The sequence below is a fragment of the Bacillus cereus group sp. MYBK79-1 genome (assembly GCF_051915365.1).
GTDB lineage: Bacteria > Bacillota > Bacilli > Bacillales > Bacillaceae_G > Bacillus_A.
The window spans coordinates 1-25,527 of the sequence record NZ_JBQAEO010000012.1 but is presented as its reverse complement, the minus strand read 5'-3'; the positions used below and the strand labels follow the sequence as shown (position 1 = coordinate 25,527).

Sequence of the window (25,527 nt, the reverse complement as noted above, 5' to 3'; positions counted from 1 at the left end):
CCTTTTTACATTGAAAATCGTTCAATTGTTTGTTTCAAATCCGCTGCTTGCTGCTCTAAATCCTTTAACAATTGATCGATTAGTACCATATTTTTAGATTGTTGTAACGTTACACGTGCTACTTCTTGTGAACCAGCTGATGTTTCCTCAGCAATTGCTGCTACAGCCTTCGTCTGTGCTCCTGTTTGATGAATGTGACTCACTTGTTCGTTCATATAGCTACTAATTTGCTTCGTTGCATCGGCAACCTCCATAATACTCGATGACATTTCTTTTAAAATTAATTCTGTCGCTGCCCCGCGTTTTGCTTCTTCTTTAGCAGTTTTCACTTGCTCCGTCATTTTCAATGCGACTTGTTGCACTTCCTCTTGCATATTACGTAATAACTGCGATATATTTCTTGCAGAATGATCGCTTTCATCGGCAAGCTTACGTACTTCTTCAGCTACAACTGCAAAGCCCCTTCCATGCTCTCCAGCACGAGCTGCCTCAATCGAAGCATTCAGTGCTAATAAATTCGTTTGACTAGCAATCTCACTCACAACAGAAACAATATGTTCCACTTGTTTCATTCGTTCTTCTAACTTCTGTACATTTTGCATCGAATTTTCATTTTCCTTTGCCAATGTTTGAATACCTTGAATTAAAGAAGTAAAGACTCGTGTACTTTGCCCTAAAGCTTGAACCATTTCTAAAGACAACTCGTCAGACTGTTTTGCTTTTTCTTCTACTTCACTCGCAATGGAAGTTGTTGTATCAACAGCCGAAACAATCGCCTGAATGGAAGCTGCTGATTGCTCAGCGCCAGAAGAAATCTCTGCAAGAGTTTCAGACACACCTCGTGCTTGCTTTGTTGCTTCTTCTGTTTGTCTTCTAATTTGCTGAACTTGATTATTTGTATACGAAAATGTAGTATCAATATTTTTTACCATACCTCTTAAGTTCCCTAGCATCATATTGAATGCAACACTTAAAGATTTAATCTCATCATCTGTTTTTGGTAACGGGACATCTTCACGAATATCGCCATCGGCCGCTTTCCTTGCAGCCTCCTCCAATTTCCGAAGTGGTGTAATTAAAAAGATTGCTGCTCCATACGCTAAAATTCCAGACCATACTACACCTAATAACATAACGATAATATTATAAACAGTTTGACTTACATAACTTTGAAAATAATCGTATATCACGTAAATAAAAACTATGCTTGTTGAATATGTAATAAAAGCTAAAACTGTAGTAAATAGCATAAGTTGTGTACGTAAACCAAAGGAAAAAGTTTTCTTCTCCTTTTCCATTTCTCATTCCTCCTCATAAATAATATACATACTATCTATATATCATTATCCATATTTTCCTTATAGAAAGATATATTGATTTTAATTTTTTATTTACATATTCATTACATTACTTTTTCTGTATATAAATAAAAATAATGTATAATTTTATTTGGATGCCAATTATATATTCAACTAAATAATGTAAGGTTAGGTGATTCTATGTTAAAGATTTTAAATCGTTTAAACGTTATAAATAGATTGATATTGTTAGTGGCAGTACCCATTCTTTCCATACTAATTATTAGCGTTGTAAATTATATAAATTTACAACAAATGCACAAACAACTTCAAACAGTATATGTGGATCGTCTACTACCTATTAAATGGCTAGGCTCTATCGAGAGCAGCATGTACCAAGAGTCTAGTTATGTAAAGGAACTCATTATTACGGAAGATGAAAATCGACGAACTACAATTTTAAATAAATTAAATGATACAAATAAAGAAACCGAAAAATTACGAGCTCAATATGAAAATACATATGTAACAGGCGAAGAAAAAAAGTTCCTCAACCAATATAAAGAAAAGCTTACAAACTATAAAAAACATCGAGCTCAAATGCTCGATCTCATTAAAGAGAATAAGCTGAATCAAGCATATTCATTCTACCTAACTACAGTTGACCCTAATTTATCGGCTACAGTAGACGCTTTAAAGAATCTTAGTGATTATAACGAAAAGCTAGCTGAAAGTGTGTATAGCGACAGTGAACACTCTTATAAGCAAGTGATAAGCGTAACAATTATTTTATTCATTGCATGTTTAGTTCTTTGCATTCTCATCTCCTTATTTACTGCTAAATCTATTATCAATCCAATCAATTCATTACGAAGCATAATGAATACAGCTGGCAAAGGCGATTTAACTATTACGGTACCAAAACAATACCATCATGAATTTGGTCATATGTTTAATAGTTTTGATCAAATGATATTAAATTTACAGCAAATTATTAACAATGTAATTCAAACAAGTGCAAAAGTAAAAGGCTCTACAAACCAATTACAAATATGTCTCTTCAAATGCAAAAACTTGTTGAAGAATTAGAAACGTTCGCCACTCAATTTAAGATTAAAAATTAAAAATTAAAAATTAAAAACTTGTAAACATCGGAAAGATCACCTAATTTAGGTGGTCTTTCTATTTTAATTGCACATTCAGATTTGTTTATATAAGAACTGTCCTCCGAAAAAAATGAAGGATTCTGACAATTTGTGGCTAATAACAGAAATAAGGGGCAACATTTGTAAAATATATTTTTGACTGGGGGTTTTGTATGATTCAGGTTCGAAATCTAGTAAAATCATTCGGCTCACTTGATGTTTTAAAAGGAATTGATTTACAAGTAAAAGAAAAAGAAGTTGTTGTTTTAATTGGTGCCAGTGGTTCCGGTAAAAGTACATTACTTCGCTGTCTTAACTTTTTAGAAATGTACGATGAAGGTGAAATTCACTTACAAGGTGAACGAATTGATCCAAAGCATTCAAATTTAAACAAAGTCCGTGAAAATGTCGGTATGGTTTTTCAGCACTTTAACCTCTTTCCCCATATGACCTCACTAGAAAACATCATAGAGGCACCTATTCATGTAAAAAAATTAGAAGCAGCAAATGCAAAGGAAATTGGAAATCAGCTTTTGCAAAAAGTCGGTCTACAAGATAAAGCAGATGTAACCCCCCACCTCCTGTCAGGTGGTCAAAAGCAGCGCATTGCCATTGCACGAGCCCTTGCTATGAATCCTAAAATTATGCTATTTGATGAACCTACCTCAGCCTTAGACCCTGAACTTGTTGGAGAAGTATTGCAAGTTATGAAAGAACTTGCTGAAGAAGGAATGACCATGGTTATCGTTACTCATGAAATGAATTTCGCAAGAGATGTAGCTGATCGCGTCATTTTTATGGATGACGGAAAGATTGTAGAAGACGCTCCGCCAGCGCAATTCTTTTCAGCTCCATCACATGAACGAGCAAAACAATTTTTACGCAACGTTTTATAGTGTAACTTCTGTTTCAAACGAAAGAAATACATTCATACGGTGCACAACTAATCATCTAAATACAATATCTCAATACCATACTTAAAACCATCCGTATGATCAATATATAGGAGGGGTTTTATGAAAAGAAAACTATTAACCATTGTTGCGAGTATTACATTATGTACATCCTTCATACTAGGAGCCTGTAGCAAGGAAAGCTCTACTACTTCTTCAAATGGTGAAAAAGAATTTCGTTATGCGATGAGTGGCTTATATAAACCTTTTAACTATAAAGAAAATGACGGAAAGCTTGCCGGTTTTGATGTGGAAATTGGTGAGGCACTTGCGAAAAAAATGAATATGAAACCAACTCCTATTACAAATCCGTGGGAAACGCTAATCCAAGGTCTCAAGGCAAAAAAGTATGATGCAATACTCGGCAGTATGGCAATTACAGAAGAACGATTAAAAGCTGTTAATTTCTCCAATCCTTATTATCGTTCTGGTGCCCAAATTTTTGTAGCTAAAAAGAATACATCTATCTCTTCTCCAGAAGATTTGAAAGGTAAGAAAATTGGTGTTGTTAAAGCTAGTACCTTTAAAGACCTTGTTGCAAAACATACAGATCAAATTACAGAATACGATAGCGATATTACTGCACTTATGGACTTAGAGCCTGGACGTATTGATGCAGTAATCACTGATCAAATGGTTGGTTTACGCATGATCAAAGAAGGTAAATCAAATATAAAAGAAGCTGGAAAACCATTAAATCTTGATGAAATGGGAATTGCTATCCGTAAAGATGATAAAGAAATGGTTGAGAAAGTAAATAAAGCTTTAGATGAAATTATTAAAGATGGTACGTATGAAAAGATCAGTAAAAAATGGTTTGGACGTAATATTCTTGGTGAAGAGGAAAAAACGAAGTAAATTAGCTATTCAAATGTTTCATAATTTATGCCCCACTTTTTATCCCGCTATTTTCTGGGCAGTAAAACTCCCAATTGGTGCGAGATAATAATCAGTGGGGCATTTCATTCCCTACCAAAATCCATACAATATGAGGTGACACATATGTTTGAAATTTTTATGTCTACTTATCCCACACTCTTAAAGGCTACTATTATCACATTACAACTAACATTAACATCCCTATTACTCGGTTCACTAATTGGATTACTATTCGCTTTTTTTCGAATCTCTAACAATAAAGTTTTAAATAGTATAGCTCATGTATACATCGCCATTATTCGTGGTACACCTTTAATTGTTCAAATTGCCATTCTCTATTTTGGGATTACATCCGTTGTTGTTTTTACTCCCTTTTGGGCAGGAGCAATTGCTTTAGCAATCCATAACGGTGCATATATTACTGAAATTTTCCGCGGATCCATCCAATCTATCGACCGTGGACAATTGGAAGCTGCTCGCTCTCTAGGCATGCCGTATCCTTTAGCGATGCGCCGTATCGTATTACCACAAGCATTTCGTCAATCTCTTCCTCCTTTAGGAAATCAATTTATTATTGGATTAAAGGACTCTTCTCTCGTTGCATATGTAGGGTTATCTGAATTATGGGGATCAGGTTTATCAATTGCTGCAAGTAACTTCCAACAATTAGAAACATACATAATCGTTGGTTTATATTACCTCGTACTTGTTCTTCTATTTACTTATTTTGTTAATCTTTTAGAGAAACGACTACAAAGAAAAGAAACAAATTCAGTTCAAGTTAGTACAAAGAATAAAAAAGAAGTCTCTTTATAAGAAAAAGCAAGCCTGAGATGGCTTGCTTTTTCACTGCAAAAATATATCAATTTTTACTGATTTACTTTTTTTATACTCTCGTCTTCCTCTATATGTTCCTCACGATATGAAATATTATGAGGATCTAGTCCATTTCCTAAAGAACCATAGAAATGCTCTCTATGCGGATCCACTAATTCACTTCCGTGATAATACACACGTGGTGTATTCCATAGCGCTGCCAAAGCTTTTGTCATCGGCATCTCGTGATAGCGTTCCGGCCACATTTCTTTAATTTTCTCTTTTACTAACGGATAGTATTTAGAGCTCATAGCAGGGAACAGATGATGTTCTGTATGGTATGAGAAATTGAAATGTAAAACGTCTACCCAGCGCGGCACTGTTACTGATAAACAGTTTGCTAACGGATCATTTACTGGAACAATTGGATTTAAGCGGTGATTTGTTGCGATATATGCCATTACAATAAAGTTAGCAATTAACAACGGAATCACATATGCAAATAACCATTTTGCCGGTCCCATAATAAACAATAAACTAATCCAAACTGTCCAAGGCAAAAGAAGTTGAAGCCATACAGATTTTTGATTGGATGACTTAAATTCTTTTATAAAATGAAAGAACATTCGAGTCGAATGCAATGTAAATTGAATGGTTAATGACAGAAAACTAAAGAATGAACGTACATGAAGAGGCATACGATATACCCAGCTCAAAAACTTACTCTTCTTAAGCTTCTCAAGTGTCGGCCATGCATCTGGATCATTCTCTTCATGTTGTGTATGAACGTGATGCGTTGCATTATGCCACTTTCTCCAAAGTTTAGGACCTGTTGATAACGGCATAAATGCAATTGCTCCTAAAAAATCACGAAGCCATGCCTTTCTCACAACAGTTCCATGTAAAATTTCATGCCCTAAAAAACCAAGTGAAGCAAAACATAATCCAAGAACGATCGCAATTCCTAGATTTGCCCACACATTCAATTCAAATACACCAATCGAAATTAAACCCGCCAATGCCACAAGCAAATAAGCCAGTCCACCAAATAAACGAGTAGGCACTGGTTTAAACGCTTTTTTTGGCAAATGTGGTGATACACGTGCCGCATACCACCCAAACGTATGAAGCTCCTTCATCCTTTTGCCCCTTTCTTATGCCGCGCCTTGCGCAACTTACATATATCAATTCTTGCTTCCAGATTGATTGTACTAGGTGATTAAAAAAGCATCTATTATAAGGAAAATATACTCACTCTATCGTCACTTATTTTTCGCTTTTATTATCAATGAAAAACATTTCTCTTTTTACTCTCTATCAACCTTTCCACATGATGAATCATATCAATAGAATTTCCATATTGTCAACAACTTTTATGACCTAGTAATAAAAGTTGGTTATATTTTTATAATTACACTTTATTTCACTAAAGAAAAAACATAGATTTTATAAGGTTTTATCCGTTATGCATATACACACACTGGCATACTATAGATTCTATATTATTCAAGAACTCTCTGTATAAATAGCAAATAACCTCACCTGAATCTAGCTTTACACAACTCTTACTTCTTCATACCGACAATATCAAATAATTATATTGAAATAATTTTATCTTTCTTTTAATAAAAATAGACTCCTTCTAAAACAACACACATGAATTTCATATGATATGGAAATATTAAAAGGAAAATTGTTCTAAAATCGGGAGGTTTCTATAATGACAAGCGATACATTTCCACAATTGCCATTATCCTATTGGATTGAATCTACTCAGGTCCCTGCTTTTCCCCATTTATCTGAAGATACAAAGACGGACGTTGCTGTTATCGGAGCTGGTATTACAGGCATTACGACTGCCTATTTACTTGCAAAAGAAGGTATGAACGTTGTTTTAATTGATTCTGGTCTTATTTTAAATGGAACGACTGGGCATACAACTGCAAAGGTAACAGCACAACACGATCTTATTTATGATGAATTAATAAATCATTTCGGTTTAGAAAAAGCGAGGCTTTACTATGAATCAAATAATCATGCTCTACAGTTCATAAATGAGACGGTGCAAACATATAAAATCGACTGTAATTTCTCAAATGAAGATTCATATTTATATACAACTACTGATAATGGATTAAGAAATTTATCAAAAGAATATGAAGCTTATCAAAAATTAAATATACCTTGTGACTATGTTCAATCTCTATCGATTCCAATTCCCGTACAATCTGCACTTGTCATGAAAAATCAAGCACAATTCCATCCCATCCTTTATTTGAAAACACTTTTAGAAAAGTTTGTTGAGATGGGTGGAAAAGTCTATGAACAAACAACAGCTATTGATGTGGAAAAGGGTGATTATCCACAAGTCATTACAAAGGGCGGACATCGCATCACTTGCAAATATGTTGTCTCTTGTTCACATTTTCCTTTTTATGATGCGAATAGCTTTTTCTTTACGCGAATGTATGCTGAACGCTCTTATGCTCTTGCCATTAAAGCAAAAACAGATTATCCAGGTGGCATGTATTTAAGTATTGATGATCCAAAACGTTCCTTACGCTATACAACAAACAATGGTGAAAAGTTAATTTTAATTGGCGGAGAAAGTCATAAAACAGGACAAGGAATAAACACGATGCTTCATTACGAAGCACTGTATTCTTTTGCGGAAGCAACGTTTGGAGTAGATGAAGTTTCTTATAGATGGTCAGCACAAGATTTAATCACACTAGATAAGCTACCTTATATCGGACATATTAACGAAAGAAATCCAAATATATTTGTTGCAACTGGATATCGTAAATGGGGAATGACAACTGGAACTGCTGCTGCTCATTTACTGAAAGATTCCATTCTAAAAGTACACAGTCCATATAAAGAACTGTATGCACCATCACGCTTCCATGCAAATCCAGATATAAAAACGTTCTTCTCCCAAAACATTGATGTTGCGAAACATTTAATTGAAGGAAAGATTGAAACGGCATTACGTAAGCCAGAAGATCTCGAAATTGGTGAAGGATCTGTCGTACATGTTAACGGGAAACGAGCAGGTGCTTATAAGGACAAAGATGGAAAATTACATCTTGTCGATACAACTTGTACACATCTCGGCTGCGAAGTTGAATGGAATAATGGCGATTGTACTTGGGACTGTCCTTGCCACGGTTCCCGCTTTTCAATTGAAGGAGATGTAATTGAAGGTCCAGCAGATCAACCGTTAAAACGAGTTGATAATGAGTAAACAAATAAAGAAGTTCACCAGGTTTCCTGTTGAACTTCTTTATTTGTTATAAAACCTTTTCAGATAAATTTCGATACAAGAAGGAAAATATTAACATAAAATAAAATAATATATTCATCTACAAATTAAAAGGGGGGAATATTATGCAACCTTCAGCTCCATCTCATCTAGAATCTACAGAAACTATCTTTTCGAGCTCTATTACAAAACTTGTTGTTTTTATTTGTTGGCTAGCCATTCTAGCTGATGGATATGATTTAGGTATTTACGGTGCCGTTCTGCCAAAGCTCCTAGAAGACAAAAGCTGGGCACTTTCACCGGCACACGCTGGTACAATTGCTAGCTATGCTTTATTTGGGATGTTTATTGGCGCTATTCTAGTTGGAACCATTACAGATCTAATTGGGCGAAAATGGACACTTATATGCTGTTTAGCACTTTTTTCTATCACAATGGGTCTAGCTGCACTTGCGCCTTCTCCCGAATTATTTGGTTTATCTCGGTTTATCGGAGGAATCGGATTAGGCGGTGTTATTCCAACAGCTTCAGCACTTACCGTTGAATATTCACCAAAAAAGCGTCAATCTTTTATTTATGCCCTTATGTTTACTGGCTATCCTTTAGGTATCGTATTAGGCGCTATTTTGTCTATGTTTATGTTAGAAGATTTCGGATGGAGAACTATGTTTGGCATCGGAATGATTCCACTGCTCCTCATTCCTTTCATTATCCGTTATTTACCTGAATCCATTCAATTTTTATTATCACGTAATCGCCAAGAAGAAGTAGACAAAATCCTTCATCGTTTTCAAATTGAATTCCATAAAAACGATGAAACTCATCAACCCCCACCTAATATACGAAAGAAAAATGGATTCCTTACTTTATTCTCAAAAGAATACATAAAAGCAACGCTACTTTTTTGGATCACTTATATAATGGGAATGTTTTTAATATATGGTTTAAATACTTGGTTACCTCAGATGATGCGCCAAGCAGGATACCCTCTTGGATCTAGCTTATCATTTCTACTTATGCTAAACATTACTGCCGCTATCGGTGCATTATTTGCTGGAGCAATCGCGGATCGTATTGGAGCTAAAATTATTATTAGCATCTCTTATCTTATGGCAGCAATATGTATTGGACTATTAACAATTAAACCATCTGTTACAATTATCTATCTTTTAATTGGTCTTGCTGGAATTGGATCAGTCGGCATTACTCAAATATTAAATGCATATGTAACACAATACTTCCCATCCCATATTCGGGCTACTTCCTTAGGCTGGGGACTTGGACTTGGCCGAGTTGGTGCAATTGCTGGTCCTATTCTTGTCGGTATTATTATGACAATGCAATACGACTTAGCATGGAATTTTTACTTATTCTCATTTGCCGGTCTTCTTGCAGCAATATCTGTTTTCTTTATTCCTACAAAATAAAAAAAGAGCACAAACTTACTTGTGCTCTTTTTCATATACTGCAAACAACATATCTCGAAACAATGTATTTAAACTCTCAATCTCGATCCCTGATCCCTTTTCAATTCCTTTTACATATTGCCTATAGTAATGAATTTGTTCTTCTAAAAATTGATTCAAAACCTCAATTTTTAATCCAATATCTAATTCAGTACCTGCCTTTTTCTTTATTAACAACTGTTCAATTTCATCTAATACGCTACGTTCTAACGATAATTCTGTAATCAATCGATTGAATTCTACAGGAGGCAAAGTTGTTTTTTCCTTTAGCCACTTACAAGCTAAAATAGGACGTAATACGTAGAAGTACTTTTTCAGCTTTACATTCTCACCTTGCAAAAATTCCCGATAATTTTTTGATGCCATATGTAAATAATGATATATCGTTGCTTTTGGATCAAAATCCTTTTCACTCATTTGTTGAAGTTGCTCTGGAAAATGAGAGTTTTTCGAATAAAAAATTGGTGATCGAATCCATTCAAGTAAAGCTGGGTTTGACTTTGCGAATAGTTGTAATGCCTTTTTAATATCCCATCCGCTTATATCTAAATCATCACTAATCGGATATTCAATTACATCTCGTTTATCATGAATTGATAAATACCATTCGACCGGGTGCATATAAACGAATCTAACATCATAATCACTATCTTTCGATGGAAATCCCCAAGCCCGACTCCCTGATTCCACTGCAAATAAAATTTTCACTTCATTCTCTTTTTCAATTCTTTCTAGCTCTACTCTAATTTTCTCTCTCATTTCATACCCTCTCCATTTTTTGATTATTTCCTTGGAAATTCGACAAATATACTACTAATTTTACTACATACTAAAATAACTGTCAGAAAACTTCTGACAGTTTGAAACGCCCTATTTTTTCTTTTCAATTACAGTAGTAGCAATTCGTTCAAACTCTTTTTGAATCTCCTCTTTATATGCGTCTACTTTTGAAAAATCCATAGCAGCAATATAAATTCGTTCTAATTTATCACGAACTGATTTTGCTTTCGCTAAGAAAGACATCGCCTCATTCATTTTTGCTTTATATTGAATGGAGACGTCGCGAATCTCCGCCTCGTACTTCTCATCTGTCCCTGGTGTCACGATCAGGGCATACATATCTATAATCTCATCACCTTCGCGGCTCGGAAAATATTCATGTGGCGCAGTGCTATCAAAAATTGCAAACCCTAATTCTCTTACGATAACCATATCAAGACTATTTGGATCAAATCCACAATGATATACTTCAACTTCAAATCCTTTTTCTTCTGCTGCCTTAGCTAATTTTTTGAGCATTGTTGATTTCCCAGAGCCTGGGCGTCCTTTTATAAAATAACGATGTGGTAATCCTTCTGTTAAATTCGGAACAAAATCAACTGCTCCTTTCGGTGTAGCTGCTCCTAAAAACCGATGTTTCACAAGCGATTGTTTCCCGCCTTTATCTGTAAATAACTTCTGAATTAGCTGATTGGTTAGTTCATTCGCTTTATTAAAATCAATATTACTAATATATATTTTCTCCCACTCATCATGTATAATCAGCGCCTCATGGAAACGAGCGTAAGCCGCTTGAAAAGCTTTGCTTGCTTCTGAAACAAATCGTTCAATTTCCACCTTCTGCTTTCTTAATTTATCTGAGTCCCAGGCAACTCCTAAATTGATATACTCCTCGACAACTCCTGGCATTTTCGGCTCAATAACATGCGGTGATGTTCCATCAACAATTCCTACTTTTAACTTCGGGATAATGACACCATCAACCGATTTATTATCAGAAGAACAGTGTAAAAATTCAATATCATATCCTTTTTCAACCCACTCACGACCTATTGACTTGATTAAAGAAGATTTCCCGGTTCCAGGGCCCCCTTTTAAAATAAATAATCTGTTGAGTCCTTTTAAGTTCTCTTCGTATAAATTATGAAACCCTCTAGCTGTATTTCCACCAGCATAATAATTCAGTACATTCCCTGTCACTGCACTCACTCCTTCGCAGCATTCTATTTACATAAGCTACAATATGCGAGTAGCTTTATTTGGGTGAATACCTATTTGTTATTGCACAAAAAAAGGAAATGAATTACAATTTAATTGTAATGAATATTCAGAATCCAAAACTTAATATATCTTTATCAAGAGAGGCAGAGGGACCGGCCCTTTGAAGCCCAGCAACCTCAGTTTATATAAACTGAATAGGTGCTAATTCCTGCAAAATGCACTGCATTTTGAAAGATAAAACGTAACTATTGTGTGCAAAACTCATCTGTCTTGATTATGAAAGGTGAGTTTTTTATATTTCAAAACATATATTGGAGGTATTTAAAGTGAAAGTAATTGACCTATCACAAACATTTGAAAACAATATGTCTCAATTTCCTGGCACACCAAAAATCAATTTAGAAGCCATTACAAGTGTTAAAGAAACAGGTTATCAAGTTACAGATTTTCATTCTGTCGTTCATGTTGGTACGCATTGCGATGCTCCTGCCCATTTCATTTCAGGCGCAACGACTATTGATCAATTACCCCTAGATCAATTTGTAGGTGAAGCTGTTCTTATCGATGTAACTCATATTCAAGAACGAAAGTTACCTAAAGAAGTATTGCACAATGCTGACATAAAAGAAGGTGATATTGTCATTTTCCATTCCAATCTATCTACTAAATGGAATACAGAGGCGTATGAGAAAGAAGCATTTTATCTTTCTGAAGAATTAGCTGAAGAACTAGTTCACTTAAAAGTAAAATCAGTCGGTTTAGATTTCATCTCTCCTGATGAGGTAACGACAGTAACATCACCGATTCATCACATACTACTTGGGAATAATATTTATTTAATCGAAAATTTAACAAACTTAGATGCCATACACACGAAGCGTTTCTTTTTTTCAGCGGCACCTTTAAAAATTAAAGATAGCGACGGTGCTTTCGCAAGAGCATTCGCTGTAATTTTTTAAACAAGCTATACAAAAAAGCAAAGATCATCATTGACCTTTGCTTCTATTTTTTTTATTTAAATTAAGAAAGAATTGCTCAACACGAGGACGTAACCAAGCTAAATAATCTTTCTCTTTCTTCTTTGTACAAGCTATTTCTTCCCCATCTACCATTTCGACAAGCTCTAGCTCTAACAGTTGCCTCGTAAATGCTAACATATTTATTTCTTCGTCAGGATACTCTTCTTTTAATTTCTCCTCAATTTCCCCCAATAAAAAACCGTCACGCATCATTGCCAATGCATCAATCCAAAGTGGCGGCATTTCATATTTTTCTCCTGTAATTGTATCTTTTACAATATAATTCTTTTGCTCTTTTCTAAATTGAATCGTGTGTAAACATACAGTCGAATTTAATGTTAATTCCATCAATACCACCTCTTTTATAATATCTGCATAGAAAAAAGGATGCGTGTGCACCCCTTCTTTTTCTAACACTACCGAACCGTTACATGAATAACAAATCTCATGTCGATATTTTCCTCCATTATAAACGAAGTATTTTATAAAAAAAACCCTTCTTGAAACATTTTATAAAATGTTTATATTTACACAACAAGAACACTTTTCTGAAAAATATTTTCTTCTAGCCCATTATACTGTCGGTAAAAAATCTCTACTTTCGTTCCTATTTCCATCTACTTGCAAATGAAATCGTACTCTATATTTTACTGCATAACTTTCCATTAGTTGTACAACATATAAAAGGATTTCCCATCGTTTAATCTTCGTCTTTAACATCCATATCTTCTGGAATTGGTTCGTTTAATATTTCTTCCACTAATTGCTTATATTTCTCCATTTGTTCTAAATGTGTATTGAATTGTTCTTTATTTAATAAATATTGCTCTCCATCAAATATTGCGCGAACTTTCTTTTGCTGAATTAGTTCTTCAATATACGACTTTGGTAAATTCAAATAATCCGCAGCTTCTTCTACTGTTATATACAACGCGTTCATTCCTTTATTATTTTTTCCTATATACTGTATCTTACTTTATTTTTGTAAACAAATAAAAAAGATTTTGTAAATGCAGCTTAAAAAGCAGGTAGATGCATTCCATATATTGTATACTAATATATAGTAAGAATTTTTTAAATATAGAATGGTATTACCCATTTACACAAAGGAGAGTTAACATATGGCTACTCGTCACATCATTACAATGTTAGAAAAAACATTACAGGTTGAAACAGAAAACACAATTTCTCATTTAACTACATCTTTATCTGATCGCATTCTTTCTCAAAGCGTAGCAATACATGAAAACAATTGTTACCATACAATTGGGGAATGGTACAGAAATCACTTTTTATTCCAACAAGATGATTTCCTTTGGGCTAAATACGCTTTCTATGACGCATATTGTGAAGCTATAAAGGAACAAGGACATCTTACAAAACGCGTCCGTCAAATATTAGAATCATTAGCTCGAATGCATGGAAAACAGTACATTGCTTCTATATTAAATATGCCATTTCCTAACGAACGAGCTAAAGGGACAGCATAATGTACTACTGTTCTGCGGCAGCAAAACATAGATTCATTGTTTTATAGATAGATTTACAAATAAAACGTTCATATTACATGAACTGATGAAACCGGTGTCATTATAATGATTGAAAATATAGTAAACAGGAAAACCCCCATTTACCTCTCTCGTCACTCGAATAGAGAAGTAAATGGGGGTATACTTGTTCCTTTCTTATTTCATCATCTGCTTAATCAATTCACGATTTCTCTTCTTAAATACTTCATTATGCGAAGAAACCATTCCGTACTCACTTGCATCTGGTTGAATAAATTGTTTCGCTTTATTTACAGCATTTCCAGCATCTTGGAATGCCCCCGCAATTAAGTGTAATTTCCCTTCATGCTTTAAAATATCTCCCGCAGCATATAATCCATCTACAGAAGACTCACTATTCGCATTACCTGCAATATAATAATTATCTATAATCGCAACGTCTAACTCACTATTTTCTAATAACGTAATGTCACGTTCATATCCATGATTAATAATAACTTCATCGATAGCTAACTGAGAAACCTCTCCTGTTTCGTGATTTGTTAATTCTACATATTCAATCGCTTCATGATTATCGCCAGCAATTAATGTTGTAATCGATGTATTAAAGAAACATTCTGCTGAACTGTTCATAAGTTGTTTTACTTGTGCCTCATGACCGGATAATTCTTCTTTTCTATATGTTAAATAAACTTTTTTCGCAATTGGTTCTAACTCATTTGCCCAATCAATTGCAGAGTTACCTCCGCCTGAGATAATGACCGTTTTATCTTTGAAACGTTTCAAAGATTTAACTGTATAATTTAAGTTTGATACTTCAAATCGCTCCGCACCTTCAATTGATAACTTTTGCGGATTCAATATACCACTTCCAGTTGCAACGATCACTGTTTTTGAAAAGTGTTCTTCTCCAGTGCTTGTTTTTAACGTAAAAATACCATCTTTATTACGAATAATTGATTCTATTTTTGTATTCAATACAACTTCCGGCTGAAAAGTTAACCCTTGTTGTACAAGTTGCTCAATTAACTTTTCACCAGTAACCGGTAATAATCCGCCAATATCCCAAATCATTTTCTCCGGATAAACATGTATTTTTCCACCTAACTGTGGTTGAAATTCTATTATTTTTGTTTTCATCTCTCTGAGTCCACTATAAAAAGCTGAATAAAGCCCTGCAGGTCCCCCGCCTATCACGGTTACATCAAACAATTCTTCTCTATTCATCCACCTTCACTCCTCAGCTACTAATCATTGATTATCATTCTCAATAAAATATAACCTGTTTCTGCAAAATTTACAATTAAAATTACTATTGACAATACAACTAGATAAAATTATATTATTTAATGAATCAGTAGTGATAATCATTATCAATTTGTTAATAATTAGCAAATTTGAGATTACATCTTCTTTTATTAATATGGTTAATACTATATTGTAGAATCTCATATTCAAGATTTTCAATAAGCATTTTGCATTACCACTACTCTCTCAAAAAGATTACAGTTAAACAAATTATTGTATACACATATCATCTATGTTAAAGGAGAAAGACAATGAAAAAGTTATTTATTTCACTAACAGTTCTTTTCGTTCTTGTTATGAGCGCTTGTAGCAATGGCTCTACAGACAAAAAGAACGATGCAAAAGGTAGTAAATCAGAAACAATTACATACCAATCTGAAAATGGTAAAGTAGAGGTTCCTGCAAATCCAAAACGCGTTGTTGTTTTATCATCATTCGCTGGTAACGTAATGTCATTAGATGTAAACCTTGTTGGGGTAGATTCATGGTCTAAACAAAACCCACGTTTTGATAGCAAACTGAAAGATGTTGCTGAAGTATCAGATGAAAATGTTGAAAAAATCGCTGAACTAAATCCAGATTTAATCATTGGATTATCAAATATTAAAAATGTTGATAAGTTAAAGAAAATCGCTCCTACTGTAACATACACTTACGGAAAAGTTGATTACTTAACACAGCATTTAGAAATCGGTAAGTTATTAAACAAAGAAAAAGAAGCAAAAACTTGGGTTGATGACTTCAAGAAACGTGCACAAGATGCTGGTAAAGAAATTAAAGCAAAAATCGGTGAAGATGCAACAGTTTCTGTTGTAGAAAACTTCAACAAACAGCTTTATGTATACGGCGAGAACTGGGGCCGTGGAACAGAAATTCTGTACCAAGAAATGAAATTAAAAATGCCTGAAAAAGTAAAAGAAAAAGCATTAAAAGAAGGTTACTACGCATTATCTACTGAAGTATTACCTGAATTTGCTGGTGATTACTTAATCGTAAGTAAGAACAAAGATACTGATAACTCATTCCAAGAGACAGAATCATATAAAAACATCCCAGCAGTAAAAAATAATCGCGTATACGAAGCAAACATGATGGAATTCTATTTCAATGATCCACTTACATTAGATTTCCAACTAGACTTCTTCAAGAAGAGCTTTCTTGGTAAATAATACAAACATGAGGAATTCTTAATTTAAGAATTCCTCTTCCTTTATTCTATGAACAGAAAAGATGTGAAACGAATGACAAAAAATCACGACAATCCACGTTCTATAGCTTTTACATACAAACTCATGTTGAGCATAATTGCATTCTTTCTTATTTTTATGGTGGCAATGGTATTAGGTGCTGCAGATACTTCAATAAAAGACGTATGGTTAGCGCTCACATCCTCCGCTAAAGGAGACAAAATATCTATTATTCGCGAAATTCGTTTACCACGTGAAGTAGCTGCTATTTTTGTAGGAGCTGGACTTGCTGTTTCTGGAGCAATTATGCAAGGATTAACACGAAATCCCCTTGCAGATCCTGGATTATTAGGATTATCTGGTGGAGCAAATGCTGCACTTGCGTTAACGCTAGCCTTCAACCCCTCCATCAGCTATCTTTACTTAACATTTGCTTGCTTTATTGGTGCTGCAATTGGCGCGATTATGGTATTTGGCATTGGTATGGTGAAAAAAGGCGGGCTGTCCCCCCTTCGAATTGTATTAGCTGGTGCTGCCGTTTCAGCATTTCTCCTTGCAATTTCAGAAGGCGTCGGCATTTACTTTAAAATTTCACAAGAGGTATCACTTTGGACTGCTGGCGGCGTAATTGGAACAACTTGGGGCCAATTGAAAATTATTATTCCAGTCATTTCAATTAGTATCTTTATCGCTATCTTACTAGCGAAAAAATTGACAGTTCTTAGTTTCAGTGAAGAAGTGGCTATTGGGCTAGGTCAAAAAATTATTGTTATTAAAACCATTTTATTTATCATTATTATCTTGCTTGCCGGTGCGTCTGTAGCGCTTGTCGGAAATATGGCATTTATCGGTTTAATGGTGCCTCACATGGTACGCCCAATTGTCGGTCCAGATTACCGATTTGTTATACCGATGTCAGCAATTGCTGGAGCTTCCTTTATGCTACTTGCAGATACAATCGGACGTACTATTAACGCTCCGTACGAAACACCAGTTGCCGCTATTGTCGCAATTGTAGGGCTACCATTCTTCCTATTCGTTGTACGTAAAGGAGGAAAAACATTCTCATGATGCAATCTATTCTAAGAAAACAACGTCTTATTATACTCGCTTTACTAATACTGACCATCACCACCATTATAGTTGGAATGGGACTTGGTTCAGCATCTTTATCTTATGATCGACTACTCCCAACATTAATGGGACAAGGGACTTTTAAAGAGGAGTTTGTTTTATACTCTTTAAGACTACCTAGAATTGTTATTACATTATTAGCTGGTATGGCTCTCGCTTTATCAGGGGCTATCTTCCAAGGAATTACTCGAAATGATTTAGCTGAACCTGGTATTCTCGGTATCAACTCTGGGGCCGGTGTTGCTGTCGCTATTTTCTTTTTATACTTTCCAATAGATGTAGGTTCATTTCTTTACTTACTACCTGTCGTTGGATTTGTCGGAGCATTTCTGACAGCTGTTCTAATTTACGTATTTTCATATAGCAAATCAACTGGGCTTCAGCCAATTCGACTAACATTAACCGGTATCGGTTTTTCATTCGCACTATCTGGAATGATGATTGTTCTTATTTCATCCGCTGATCGTATGAAAGTAGACTTTATCGCTAAGTGGATTGCCGGAAACATTTGGGGAGATGACTGGGTCTTCGTTTTCGCAATGCTCCCATGGTTAATCGTATTAATTCCGTTTGTTTTCTATAAAGCAAATCGATTAAACATTCTAGCATTAAACGAACCAGTCGCAATCGGTGTTGGAATTGAAATTGAAAAAGAACGCAGATACTTATTAGTTGCAGCCGTTGCGCTTGCAGCTGCAGCTGTTTCCGTAACAGGAGGAATTAGCTTTATCGGACTAATGGCCCCTCATATCGCGAAATCTTTAGTAGGTCCAAGACATCAAATCTTCATGCCTATCGCTCTTTTAATCGGCGGATGGCTATTGCTATTAGCAGACACAATCGGACGAAACATCGTTGAACCTAATGGCATCCCAGCAGGTATTGTCGTTGCTTTAATTGGTGCTCCTTACTTTATGTATTTGTTGCTTAAAAAGGCGTAAGAAACACCCTCAAGAGTCAAATCTTGAGGGTGTTTTTTCATTTACTGCTGTCCATACCCTTCAAACTTCTTCGCCAAATTCGCCATCTCATCTTCTGGCAATAGCTTCGGCTCTCCGACGCTTTTTGTTTGATAATAAATTTGCGCACAAAACTCAATTTCTTCCGCAACAGTAAACGCCATTTTTATGTTATTTGCACCTGCAATTAAACCGTGGTTCTCAAGTAAAACGGCACGGCGATCGATCATGCCTTCGAAAGCAGCCTCTGCTAATTGCTGCGTACCAAATGTTTCATACGGTGCACAGCGAACGTTCGGACCTGCGAAAGCAATTAAATACGATACAGCAGGAAGCTCCCACCCTAATGATGCAATTGTCTTCGCGTAAGGTGAATGTGTATGCACAAGCGCATTTATATCTTCACGGTTTCTATAATAAATAAGATGCATATCTAATTCGCTTGATGGTTTTTTCTCTCCCTCTACCACTTCACCATCTAAGTTTAATATAACTACATCTTCAGGTTTTGTTTCATAATACTCTAAACCACTTGGACTAATCGCAACAAGACCTTGTTCGCGATTGAAAATACTAATATTACCGCCTGTCCCCTTTGTTAAACCACTAGAAATCATTTTCTTTCCATACGCTACAATTTCTTCTCTTTCTTTTTGTAATAACATATACATCCCCCTAAGTATGAAGCTTATGATGACTGACTTTTTTATTCTATCTACTTATTGAAATAGCTTTTTTAAGTTCTCCGTAAACGGTGCTTTTACAATCCCTTTTTCCGTAATAATCGCTGTTACATTTTCATGTGGCGTGACATCAAATGCTGGATTATATACTTTACTTTCTTTCGGAGCAGAATATTGTCCGAAACGATTAATCACTTCAGAAGCATCTCTTTCCTCGATTGGAATTTCTTTTCCTGTCGGTGTTTTTAAGTCAATTGTCGGCGTTGGTGCCGCTACATAAAACGGAATGTTGTAGTATTTCGCTAAAATAGATACGCCTAATGTCCCAATTTTATTTGCTACATCACCATTTGCTGCCACACGGTCGCATCCAACAATTACCGCATCAATTTTCCCTTGTGACATGACCATAGCGGCCATATTATCCGTAATGACAGTAACATCAATTCCCGCTCGTTGTAGTTCTAATGCTGTTAACGTTGAACCTTGTAATCTAGGGCGTGTTTCATCCGAAAAGATTTTTAAGTCCCATCCTTTTTCTTTCGCTAAGTACATTGGAGCTGTTGCGGTACCATACTTAGTCGTCGCTAACGCACCTGCATTACAATGTGTTAATACTCCCATTCCATCATGGAATAACGTTAATGCATGCTCTCCAATTTGACGGTTAATTTCTTCATCTTCTCTATGAATCTCTTTTGCCTCTTCTAGTAATCTATCTTTCAACTGGGCGATTGATAAGTGTGCGTTCTCTGTCGCGACTGCCTCCATTCTTTCAAGTGCCCAAAATAAGTTTACTGCTGTCGGTCTTGATGTTGCTAAGTATGCACATACCTTTTTTACTTCCTCTATCAATTCTTCCACCGTATTTTGAGTAACTTCCTTGGCTCCTAAATACACACCATAAGCTACCGAAACACCAATCGCTGGCGCCCCTCTTACTTTCATTACTTGAATGGCATCCCACACACTTTCAGCTGTCTTGAAAGATTCATAAACAACCTCATTCGGTAGTAATGTTTGATCTAATAAAACTAAAGCATCATCTTTCCACTGAATTGGTACTAATTGTTCTTCCATCATCTTCTCCCCTTACTTCGCATAGTGCATGGACTGTTCTTTTAACGTTTCTACAAAGCTTGTGCCTGTTTTATATTGATTCGCCTGTAAAATAAATTCCTTCGCTACTTGAAGACAAATGCGTTCCGCTCTAGCACGTGCTTCCTCGTTCTCGATACAAGTAATATCTTTTACTTTTGCTAGCCCAACAATACGACGAATTAACTCAAGGCCCATCACTGCAGCCGTATCCTCTAATACAGATTGTAAATATACTTCGTTAAAGCCCTCTTCCTTCGCCATAATCTCTGTCACATGAATATTCCAAGCATCTAAAAACTTCTTCTTAAATAAATCAATTACCTCTACCATTGTCGATTGTAGCCAACTCATATACGTATCTTTCTCAGCCCCGGGTGACATGGTCGCATCTGCATTCACCCAAGCAAACATTAAATTCGCCATTACATTCCCAACGTCGTATCCCATTGGTCCATAAAAAGCAAACTCTGGATCAATAATCTTTGTGGAATCATTTTTCACAAAAACAGAACCAGTATGCAGATCACCGTGAATAAGCGCCTGTGCATTCGTCATAAAAGAAAACTTAAGTTTTGCTACTTCCATACGAAGCTCTTTGTCACTATAAATATGCTCTCTAATCCATCCTTCATTTAGCGGAAATAACTCGTTACGCTTATTATGATTTGTAAATGGCTCAGCGTAGACAAGGTCTTCTGTAATTTCACATAACTCAGGGTTTATATAATTTTTCACAAGTTCCTTCTTCTCTTTATGATTCATTACAACATCCGATGTTAATAGGAGTGTATTTACCAAAAAGGTCGTTACATCGTCAGCAAGCCTCGGAAATATTTGATGATTTATAAGCGCTGTGCGCAATATAGTGTGATCCGATAAATCTTCCATTACGCAGCAATTCATCACACTATCAAACAAATACACCTTTGGAACAAGCCCAGGTGCTAACTCCTCCTCTAACTGCAAAACATCTGATTCTATACGAATACGATTCGTCGACAACTTAAACTCATCTGAAATACGTGCTGTATCCCCAGCTTGCTTTACAATGACAGAAATATTCTTCTGTTCATCCCAAACGCGGAACACATAATTTAAATTACCATCGCCTATTTCTTTACACTGTAACCCCTTTGCATCCTCAAACTTACATAATTTCTCTTTCACATATACAATCACATCTTTAGCTTCCATTAAAAAATACTTCGTGAACTTAGACATGGTTTCTCCTCCACACTAATTGTAAGCGTTTTCTAAAAGCTATAAAAAATAATAGGTTAAACATCCTATATTATATCTTCTTCTTTTTGAAAGGTATATCTAGGTTTTATTATATCTTGTTAGCCCTTTGAGTCAATGCTTCTATATCCACTGCAATATACTTCCTAGTTGTATATTTGAGATGACAAAAATTGTTCAAAAAGATTTTAATTCATTTTATTTTATTTATCACACAATTCTTTGTAAAATAGAAATAAGCAATCCCTTTTCAAATCCACAACTTCTAAGAATTATTCCCTTCCTATCAATTTATACTTACAACATATCTCTAACATACACACTACGCTTTTACATACTCATTGAAAATCTATTATATGAAAACTACCTTTTCATTCCTTAACAATCTTAATTGAGAATAAATATTAATTAAATCGATATAAAGTTGGTTTATTCTCTTGACAAAATAACCAATTCTATATGATAATTAATATCGAATTAGAATTATTATAGTTAATTAAAAAATATATTTTATGAGCACACTATTTTTTGATGCTCAAAACCAACATTTAGGAGGAATTTTAATATGTTATTAATCGGCACAGAAGTAAAACCGTTTAAAGCTAATGCTTACCATAATGGAGAATTTATCCAAGTTACTGACGAAAGTTTAAAAGGAAAATGGAGTGTAGTTTGTTTCTACCCAGCTGACTTCACATTCGTTTGTCCAACTGAACTTGAAGACTTACAAAACCAATACGCAGCTCTTAAAGAGTTAGGCGTTGAAGTATACTCTGTATCTACAGACACTCACTTCACTCACAAAGCATGGCATGATAGCTCAGAAACTATCGGCAAAATCGAATACATTATGATTGGTGACCCAACTCGCACAATCACTACAAACTTCAACGTTTTAATGGAAGAAGAAGGTCTTGCTGCTCGTGGTACATTCATCATCGATCCAGACGGCGTTATCCAATCTATGGAAATCAATGCTGACGGTATCGGCCGTGACGCAAGCATTCTTGTTAACAAAATTAAAGCAGCTCAATACGTACGTAACAATCCAGGTGAAGTTTGCCCAGCTAAATGGCAAGAGGGTTCTGCAACACTTAAACCAAGCCTTGACCTTGTAGGCAAAATCTAAGGAGTTCGATCAAAATGATACTAGATGCAGATATAAAAACACAATTATCCCAATACCTTCAGTTAATGGAGAACGATATTTTACTTAAAGTAAGCGCTGGAGACGACGACGTATCTAAAGATATGTTAGCTCTAGTAGACGAATTAGCTACTATGTCATCTAAGATTACAGTAGAAAAAGTTGAATTAGAGAGAACACCAAGCTTTAGCGTAAATCGCCCTGGTGAAGACACTGGTGTTGTATTCGCTGGTATTCCATTAGGACACGAATTTACTTCATTAGTGTTAGCTTTACTACAAGTAAGTGGACGCGCTCCAAAAGTTGAACAAAAATTAATCGATCAAATTAAAAACATTCAAGGCGAATATCATTTTGAATCTTATATCAGCCTAAGTTGTCATAACTGTCCTGATGTTGTACAAGCTCTTAACGTAATGAGCGTTCTAAACTCTGGTATTACACATACTATGATTGATGGCGCTGCATTTAAAGAGGAAGTAGAAAGCAAAGACATCATGGCAGTACCAACAGTTTTCCTAAACGGCGAATCTTTCGGAAGCGGTCGTATGACTCTTGAAGAAATTTTAGCTAAAATGGGTAACGGTCCAGATGCATCAGAGCTTTCTGATAAAGATCCATACGATGTTCTTGTTGTTGGTGGCGGCCCTGCTGGTGCAAGTGCAGCAATTTATGCAGCACGTAAAGGTATCCGCACTGGTATCGTTGCTGAGCGCTTCGGTGGTCAAGTAATGGATACTATGGGCATTGAGAACTTCATCAGCGTAAAACGTACTGAAGGTCCTAAGCTAGTAGCAAGCCTTGAAGAGCACGTTAAAGAATACGACATCGATGTAATGAATCTACAACGTGCAAAACGTTTAGAGAAAAAAGAACTTATTGAAGTGGAACTTGAAAACGGCGCTATTCTGAAAAGTAAAAGCGTAATCGTTTCAACAGGTGCTCGCTGGCGTAACGTTGGCGTACCGGGTGAAGCTGAGTTCAAAAATAAAGGTGTAGCATATTGCCCACACTGTGACGGTCCATTATTCATTGGAAAAGACGTAGCAGTTATCGGCGGAGGTAACTCTGGTATTGAAGCAGCTATCGACTTAGCAGGTATTGTTAAGCACGTAACTGTTCTTGAATTCATGCCAGAATTAAAAGCTGATGCTGTATTACAAGAGCGTCTTAACAGCTTACCAAACGTAACTGTTCTGAAAAACGTTCAAACGAAAGAAATCACTGGTACTGATAAAGTAAACGGTATTTCTTACATCGATCGTGAAACTGAAGAAGTTCATCACGTTGAATTACAAGGTGTATTCGTACAAATCGGTCTTGTGCCAAACACAGACTGGTTAGGCGAAACAGTTGAACGCGCTCGCGGTGAAATCGTAACAGATAAGCACGGCGCTACAAACGTACCAGGAGTGTTTGCTGCAGGTGACTGTACAAATAATCCGTACAAACAAATCATCATCTCTATGGGTTCAGGTGCAAACGCAGCTTTAGGCGCATTTGATTACTTAATCCGTAACTAATTATATAGATGTGAGTAAAAAAGCAGGTGCCGTGGCACCTGCTTTTTTATAATCTTAATGTATAAACTAAAAACCTCTCATTCCCATTCTTCTCATAAGCCCCAGGCAATCTTACTTCTCTCTTCAGCTCAAACGCAGTCTGATTCTCCAAGAAGAAAATATAATCTTCAGAAGGATAATATAAAATAATGTCCACTTCTCTCTCCATCTCTTCTACTGAAAGCAAAATGTTATTTACTACGTTCATAAATACTTGTACAGAAAATGGATTAAAGAAATAAAACCGGTTATCACGTGGGTCAATTTCATATTCCTGCGCTAAACAGCATTCAAACCCAATTTTATCTTTGCTGTTTCTTACCTTTCTTACATAGCGCTCAAGATTATCCAACGCGTCTTTATAAAACTCTTCATTCATTTCAATTCCAACCGCTGAAGCATCACACTTATGGTGCATGTAAAAGTTTAATCGTCCTTTTCCGCATCCAAAGTCTACAACCCGGTCGCTACTTCTTATTTCATATTGATTCAATAACTCATCTAATCCGCTATATGGCGTCGGTTCATAACGGTGATAGTGCATAGACTTGTTAAAGCCCTTTTGCTCACCGACAGTTTTTATATGTAATACAGCATCGTAATATTGTTCGTTCATTCGTCTGCTCCTATTAGAAAATGGTACTTATTATTATACACCATGTAACGGAGAGGAATTTTTCATCAAATTAATTGATACGTGAAATTATATCGACGATTTTTCGGATATATCTATCGTAAATTCAAATATATCGATGGTGTATAAAAGTATGTGTAAACATTTTTAGGAAAAAAATAAGGCAAAGTACCCCCTAGGTTTATCCAGAACCTAAAATGAAAGGAGACTTTGCCTCATGCCT

General features: G+C 35.5%; 23 protein-coding genes, 2 pseudogenes and 1 riboswitch. Of the genes and pseudogenes, 13 read left to right on the top strand and 12 right to left on the bottom strand.

From position 1 onward, the window contains the following. Window positions 1-5: 5 nt before the first annotated feature. Both ACTFOB_RS18540 and ACTFOB_RS18535 read right to left on the bottom strand, forming a co-directional pair. Window positions 6-932: a methyl-accepting chemotaxis protein gene (locus ACTFOB_RS18540; protein WP_440032733.1), complete on the bottom strand. Its 927-nt coding sequence runs from the start codon at window positions 930-932 to the stop codon at window positions 6-8. 15 nt (window positions 933-947) lie between these two features. Further along, window positions 948-1,133: pseudogene (locus ACTFOB_RS18535) on the bottom strand (HAMP domain-containing protein); the annotation flags it as partial. Window positions 1,134-1,499: 366 nt separating this feature from the next. Here ACTFOB_RS18535 and ACTFOB_RS18530 point away from each other — a divergent pair. The 4 genes and pseudogenes from ACTFOB_RS18530 to ACTFOB_RS18515 form a co-directional block, all read left to right on the top strand. Further along, window positions 1,500-2,345 (top strand): annotated as a pseudogene (locus tag ACTFOB_RS18530) (MCP four helix bundle domain-containing protein); the annotation flags it as partial. A gap of 271 nt (window positions 2,346-2,616) precedes the next feature. Further along, window positions 2,617-3,339, top strand: a complete 723-nt coding sequence (locus tag ACTFOB_RS18525) for an amino acid ABC transporter ATP-binding protein (protein ID WP_076542079.1) — start codon at window positions 2,617-2,619, stop codon at window positions 3,337-3,339. 120 nt (window positions 3,340-3,459) lie between these two features. After that, on the top strand, window positions 3,460-4,254 hold the full coding sequence (locus ACTFOB_RS18520) for an ABC transporter substrate-binding protein (protein ID WP_076542076.1): 795 nt from the start codon (window positions 3,460-3,462) through the stop codon (window positions 4,252-4,254). A 144-nt stretch (window positions 4,255-4,398) separates the two neighbouring features. After that, entirely contained in the window at window positions 4,399-5,091 is a 693-nt protein-coding gene (locus ACTFOB_RS18515) for an amino acid ABC transporter permease (RefSeq protein WP_151630239.1), read from the top strand. Between the two features lie 53 nt (window positions 5,092-5,144). Here the strand turns inward: ACTFOB_RS18515 and ACTFOB_RS18510 are convergent, their stop codons facing one another. Continuing rightward, on the bottom strand, window positions 5,145-6,230 hold the full coding sequence (locus ACTFOB_RS18510; protein WP_440029205.1) for a fatty acid desaturase family protein: 1,086 nt from the start codon (window positions 6,228-6,230) through the stop codon (window positions 5,145-5,147). A gap of 581 nt (window positions 6,231-6,811) precedes the next feature. Between ACTFOB_RS18510 and ACTFOB_RS18505 the strand changes: the two genes are divergently transcribed. After that, entirely contained in the window at window positions 6,812-8,338 is a 1,527-nt protein-coding gene (locus ACTFOB_RS18505; protein WP_440029206.1) for an FAD-dependent oxidoreductase, read from the top strand. A 143-nt stretch (window positions 8,339-8,481) separates the two neighbouring features. Further along, window positions 8,482-9,783, top strand: coding sequence for an MFS transporter (locus tag ACTFOB_RS18500; protein ID WP_440029208.1), 1,302 nt, complete (start codon window positions 8,482-8,484; stop codon window positions 9,781-9,783). A gap of 15 nt (window positions 9,784-9,798) precedes the next feature. Here the strand turns inward: ACTFOB_RS18500 and ACTFOB_RS18495 are convergent, their stop codons facing one another. Together ACTFOB_RS18495 and ACTFOB_RS18490 are read right to left on the bottom strand one after the other, a co-directional pair. Further along, window positions 9,799-10,581: a nucleotidyltransferase domain-containing protein gene (locus ACTFOB_RS18495; protein ID WP_440029210.1), complete on the bottom strand. Its 783-nt coding sequence runs from the start codon at window positions 10,579-10,581 to the stop codon at window positions 9,799-9,801. 111 nt (window positions 10,582-10,692) lie between these two features. Continuing rightward, the gene (locus ACTFOB_RS18490) at window positions 10,693-11,802 is read right to left on the bottom strand and encodes a PRK06851 family protein (RefSeq protein WP_440029212.1); all 1,110 of its coding nucleotides are present in this window, start codon (window positions 11,800-11,802) and stop codon (window positions 10,693-10,695) included. A 149-nt stretch (window positions 11,803-11,951) separates the two neighbouring features. Further along, window positions 11,952-12,064: riboswitch (SAM riboswitch) on the top strand. A gap of 85 nt (window positions 12,065-12,149) precedes the next feature. Here ACTFOB_RS18490 and ACTFOB_RS18485 point away from each other — a divergent pair. Continuing rightward, entirely contained in the window at window positions 12,150-12,782 is a 633-nt protein-coding gene (locus ACTFOB_RS18485; protein ID WP_440029213.1) for a cyclase family protein, read from the top strand. A 27-nt stretch (window positions 12,783-12,809) separates the two neighbouring features. Here the strand turns inward: ACTFOB_RS18485 and ACTFOB_RS18480 are convergent, their stop codons facing one another. Next, a complete protein-coding gene (locus ACTFOB_RS18480; protein ID WP_151633973.1) occupies window positions 12,810-13,190 on the bottom strand; it encodes a hypothetical protein in 381 nt (126 codons plus the stop codon). Between the two features lie 352 nt (window positions 13,191-13,542). Continuing rightward, window positions 13,543-13,782, bottom strand: a complete 240-nt coding sequence (locus tag ACTFOB_RS18475; protein WP_440029215.1) for a helix-turn-helix domain-containing protein — start codon at window positions 13,780-13,782, stop codon at window positions 13,543-13,545. Between the two features lie 181 nt (window positions 13,783-13,963). On the opposite strand from ACTFOB_RS18475, the gene ACTFOB_RS18470 reads away from it, so the two are divergent. Next, complete coding sequence (locus tag ACTFOB_RS18470; protein ID WP_440029217.1) at window positions 13,964-14,332, top strand: hypothetical protein; 369 nt, start codon at window positions 13,964-13,966, stop codon at window positions 14,330-14,332. A 195-nt stretch (window positions 14,333-14,527) separates the two neighbouring features. Here the strand turns inward: ACTFOB_RS18470 and ACTFOB_RS18465 are convergent, their stop codons facing one another. Further along, entirely contained in the window at window positions 14,528-15,577 is a 1,050-nt protein-coding gene (locus ACTFOB_RS18465; protein WP_151633967.1) for an NAD(P)/FAD-dependent oxidoreductase, read from the bottom strand. 332 nt (window positions 15,578-15,909) lie between these two features. Between ACTFOB_RS18465 and ACTFOB_RS18460 the strand changes: the two genes are divergently transcribed. The 3 genes from ACTFOB_RS18460 to ACTFOB_RS18450 are packed head-to-tail and all read left to right on the top strand — an operon-like array spanning window position 15,910 to window position 18,920. Further along, window positions 15,910-16,827: an iron-hydroxamate ABC transporter substrate-binding protein gene (locus tag ACTFOB_RS18460; protein WP_000732569.1), complete on the top strand. Its 918-nt coding sequence runs from the start codon at window positions 15,910-15,912 to the stop codon at window positions 16,825-16,827. 48 nt (window positions 16,828-16,875) lie between these two features. Further along, window positions 16,876-17,916 (top strand): FecCD family ABC transporter permease, encoded by a 1,041-nt coding sequence (locus ACTFOB_RS18455; protein WP_151633965.1) that lies wholly within the window; start codon window positions 16,876-16,878, stop codon window positions 17,914-17,916. Next, window positions 17,913-18,920 carry a FecCD family ABC transporter permease gene (locus tag ACTFOB_RS18450; RefSeq protein WP_440029219.1) on the top strand — a complete coding sequence of 336 codons (1,008 nt, stop codon included), beginning with the start codon at window positions 17,913-17,915 and terminating at the stop codon, window positions 18,918-18,920. The genes ACTFOB_RS18455 and ACTFOB_RS18450 overlap by 4 nt, the downstream gene beginning before the upstream one ends. Before the next feature lie 41 nt (window positions 18,921-18,961). Here ACTFOB_RS18450 and ACTFOB_RS18445 read toward each other — a convergent pair whose 3' ends face one another. Genes ACTFOB_RS18445 through mtnK form a run of 3 tightly spaced genes read right to left on the bottom strand, consistent with a single transcriptional unit; the run spans window position 18,962 to window position 21,943 of the window. Next, window positions 18,962-19,603: an L-fuculose-phosphate aldolase gene (locus ACTFOB_RS18445; protein WP_440029221.1), complete on the bottom strand. Its 642-nt coding sequence runs from the start codon at window positions 19,601-19,603 to the stop codon at window positions 18,962-18,964. Window positions 19,604-19,657: 54 nt separating this feature from the next. Next, the gene (gene mtnA, locus ACTFOB_RS18440; RefSeq protein ID WP_440029223.1) at window positions 19,658-20,701 is read right to left on the bottom strand and encodes an S-methyl-5-thioribose-1-phosphate isomerase; all 1,044 of its coding nucleotides are present in this window, start codon (window positions 20,699-20,701) and stop codon (window positions 19,658-19,660) included. Between the two features lie 12 nt (window positions 20,702-20,713). After that, a complete protein-coding gene (gene mtnK / locus ACTFOB_RS18435; RefSeq protein WP_440029225.1) occupies window positions 20,714-21,943 on the bottom strand; it encodes an S-methyl-5-thioribose kinase in 1,230 nt (409 codons plus the stop codon). 583 nt (window positions 21,944-22,526) lie between these two features. Here mtnK and ahpC point away from each other — a divergent pair. Continuing rightward, complete coding sequence (ahpC, locus tag ACTFOB_RS18430) at window positions 22,527-23,090, top strand: alkyl hydroperoxide reductase subunit C (protein ID WP_097840583.1); 564 nt, start codon at window positions 22,527-22,529, stop codon at window positions 23,088-23,090. Window positions 23,091-23,104: 14 nt separating this feature from the next. Next, the gene (gene ahpF, locus ACTFOB_RS18425) at window positions 23,105-24,631 is read left to right on the top strand and encodes an alkyl hydroperoxide reductase subunit F (protein WP_000599491.1); all 1,527 of its coding nucleotides are present in this window, start codon (window positions 23,105-23,107) and stop codon (window positions 24,629-24,631) included. A gap of 46 nt (window positions 24,632-24,677) precedes the next feature. On the opposite strand, the gene ACTFOB_RS18420 is transcribed toward ahpF, so the two are convergent. Beyond that, window positions 24,678-25,286: an SAM-dependent methyltransferase gene (locus ACTFOB_RS18420; protein ID WP_440029227.1), complete on the bottom strand. Its 609-nt coding sequence runs from the start codon at window positions 25,284-25,286 to the stop codon at window positions 24,678-24,680. Between the last annotated feature and the right edge of the window lie 241 nt (window positions 25,287-25,527).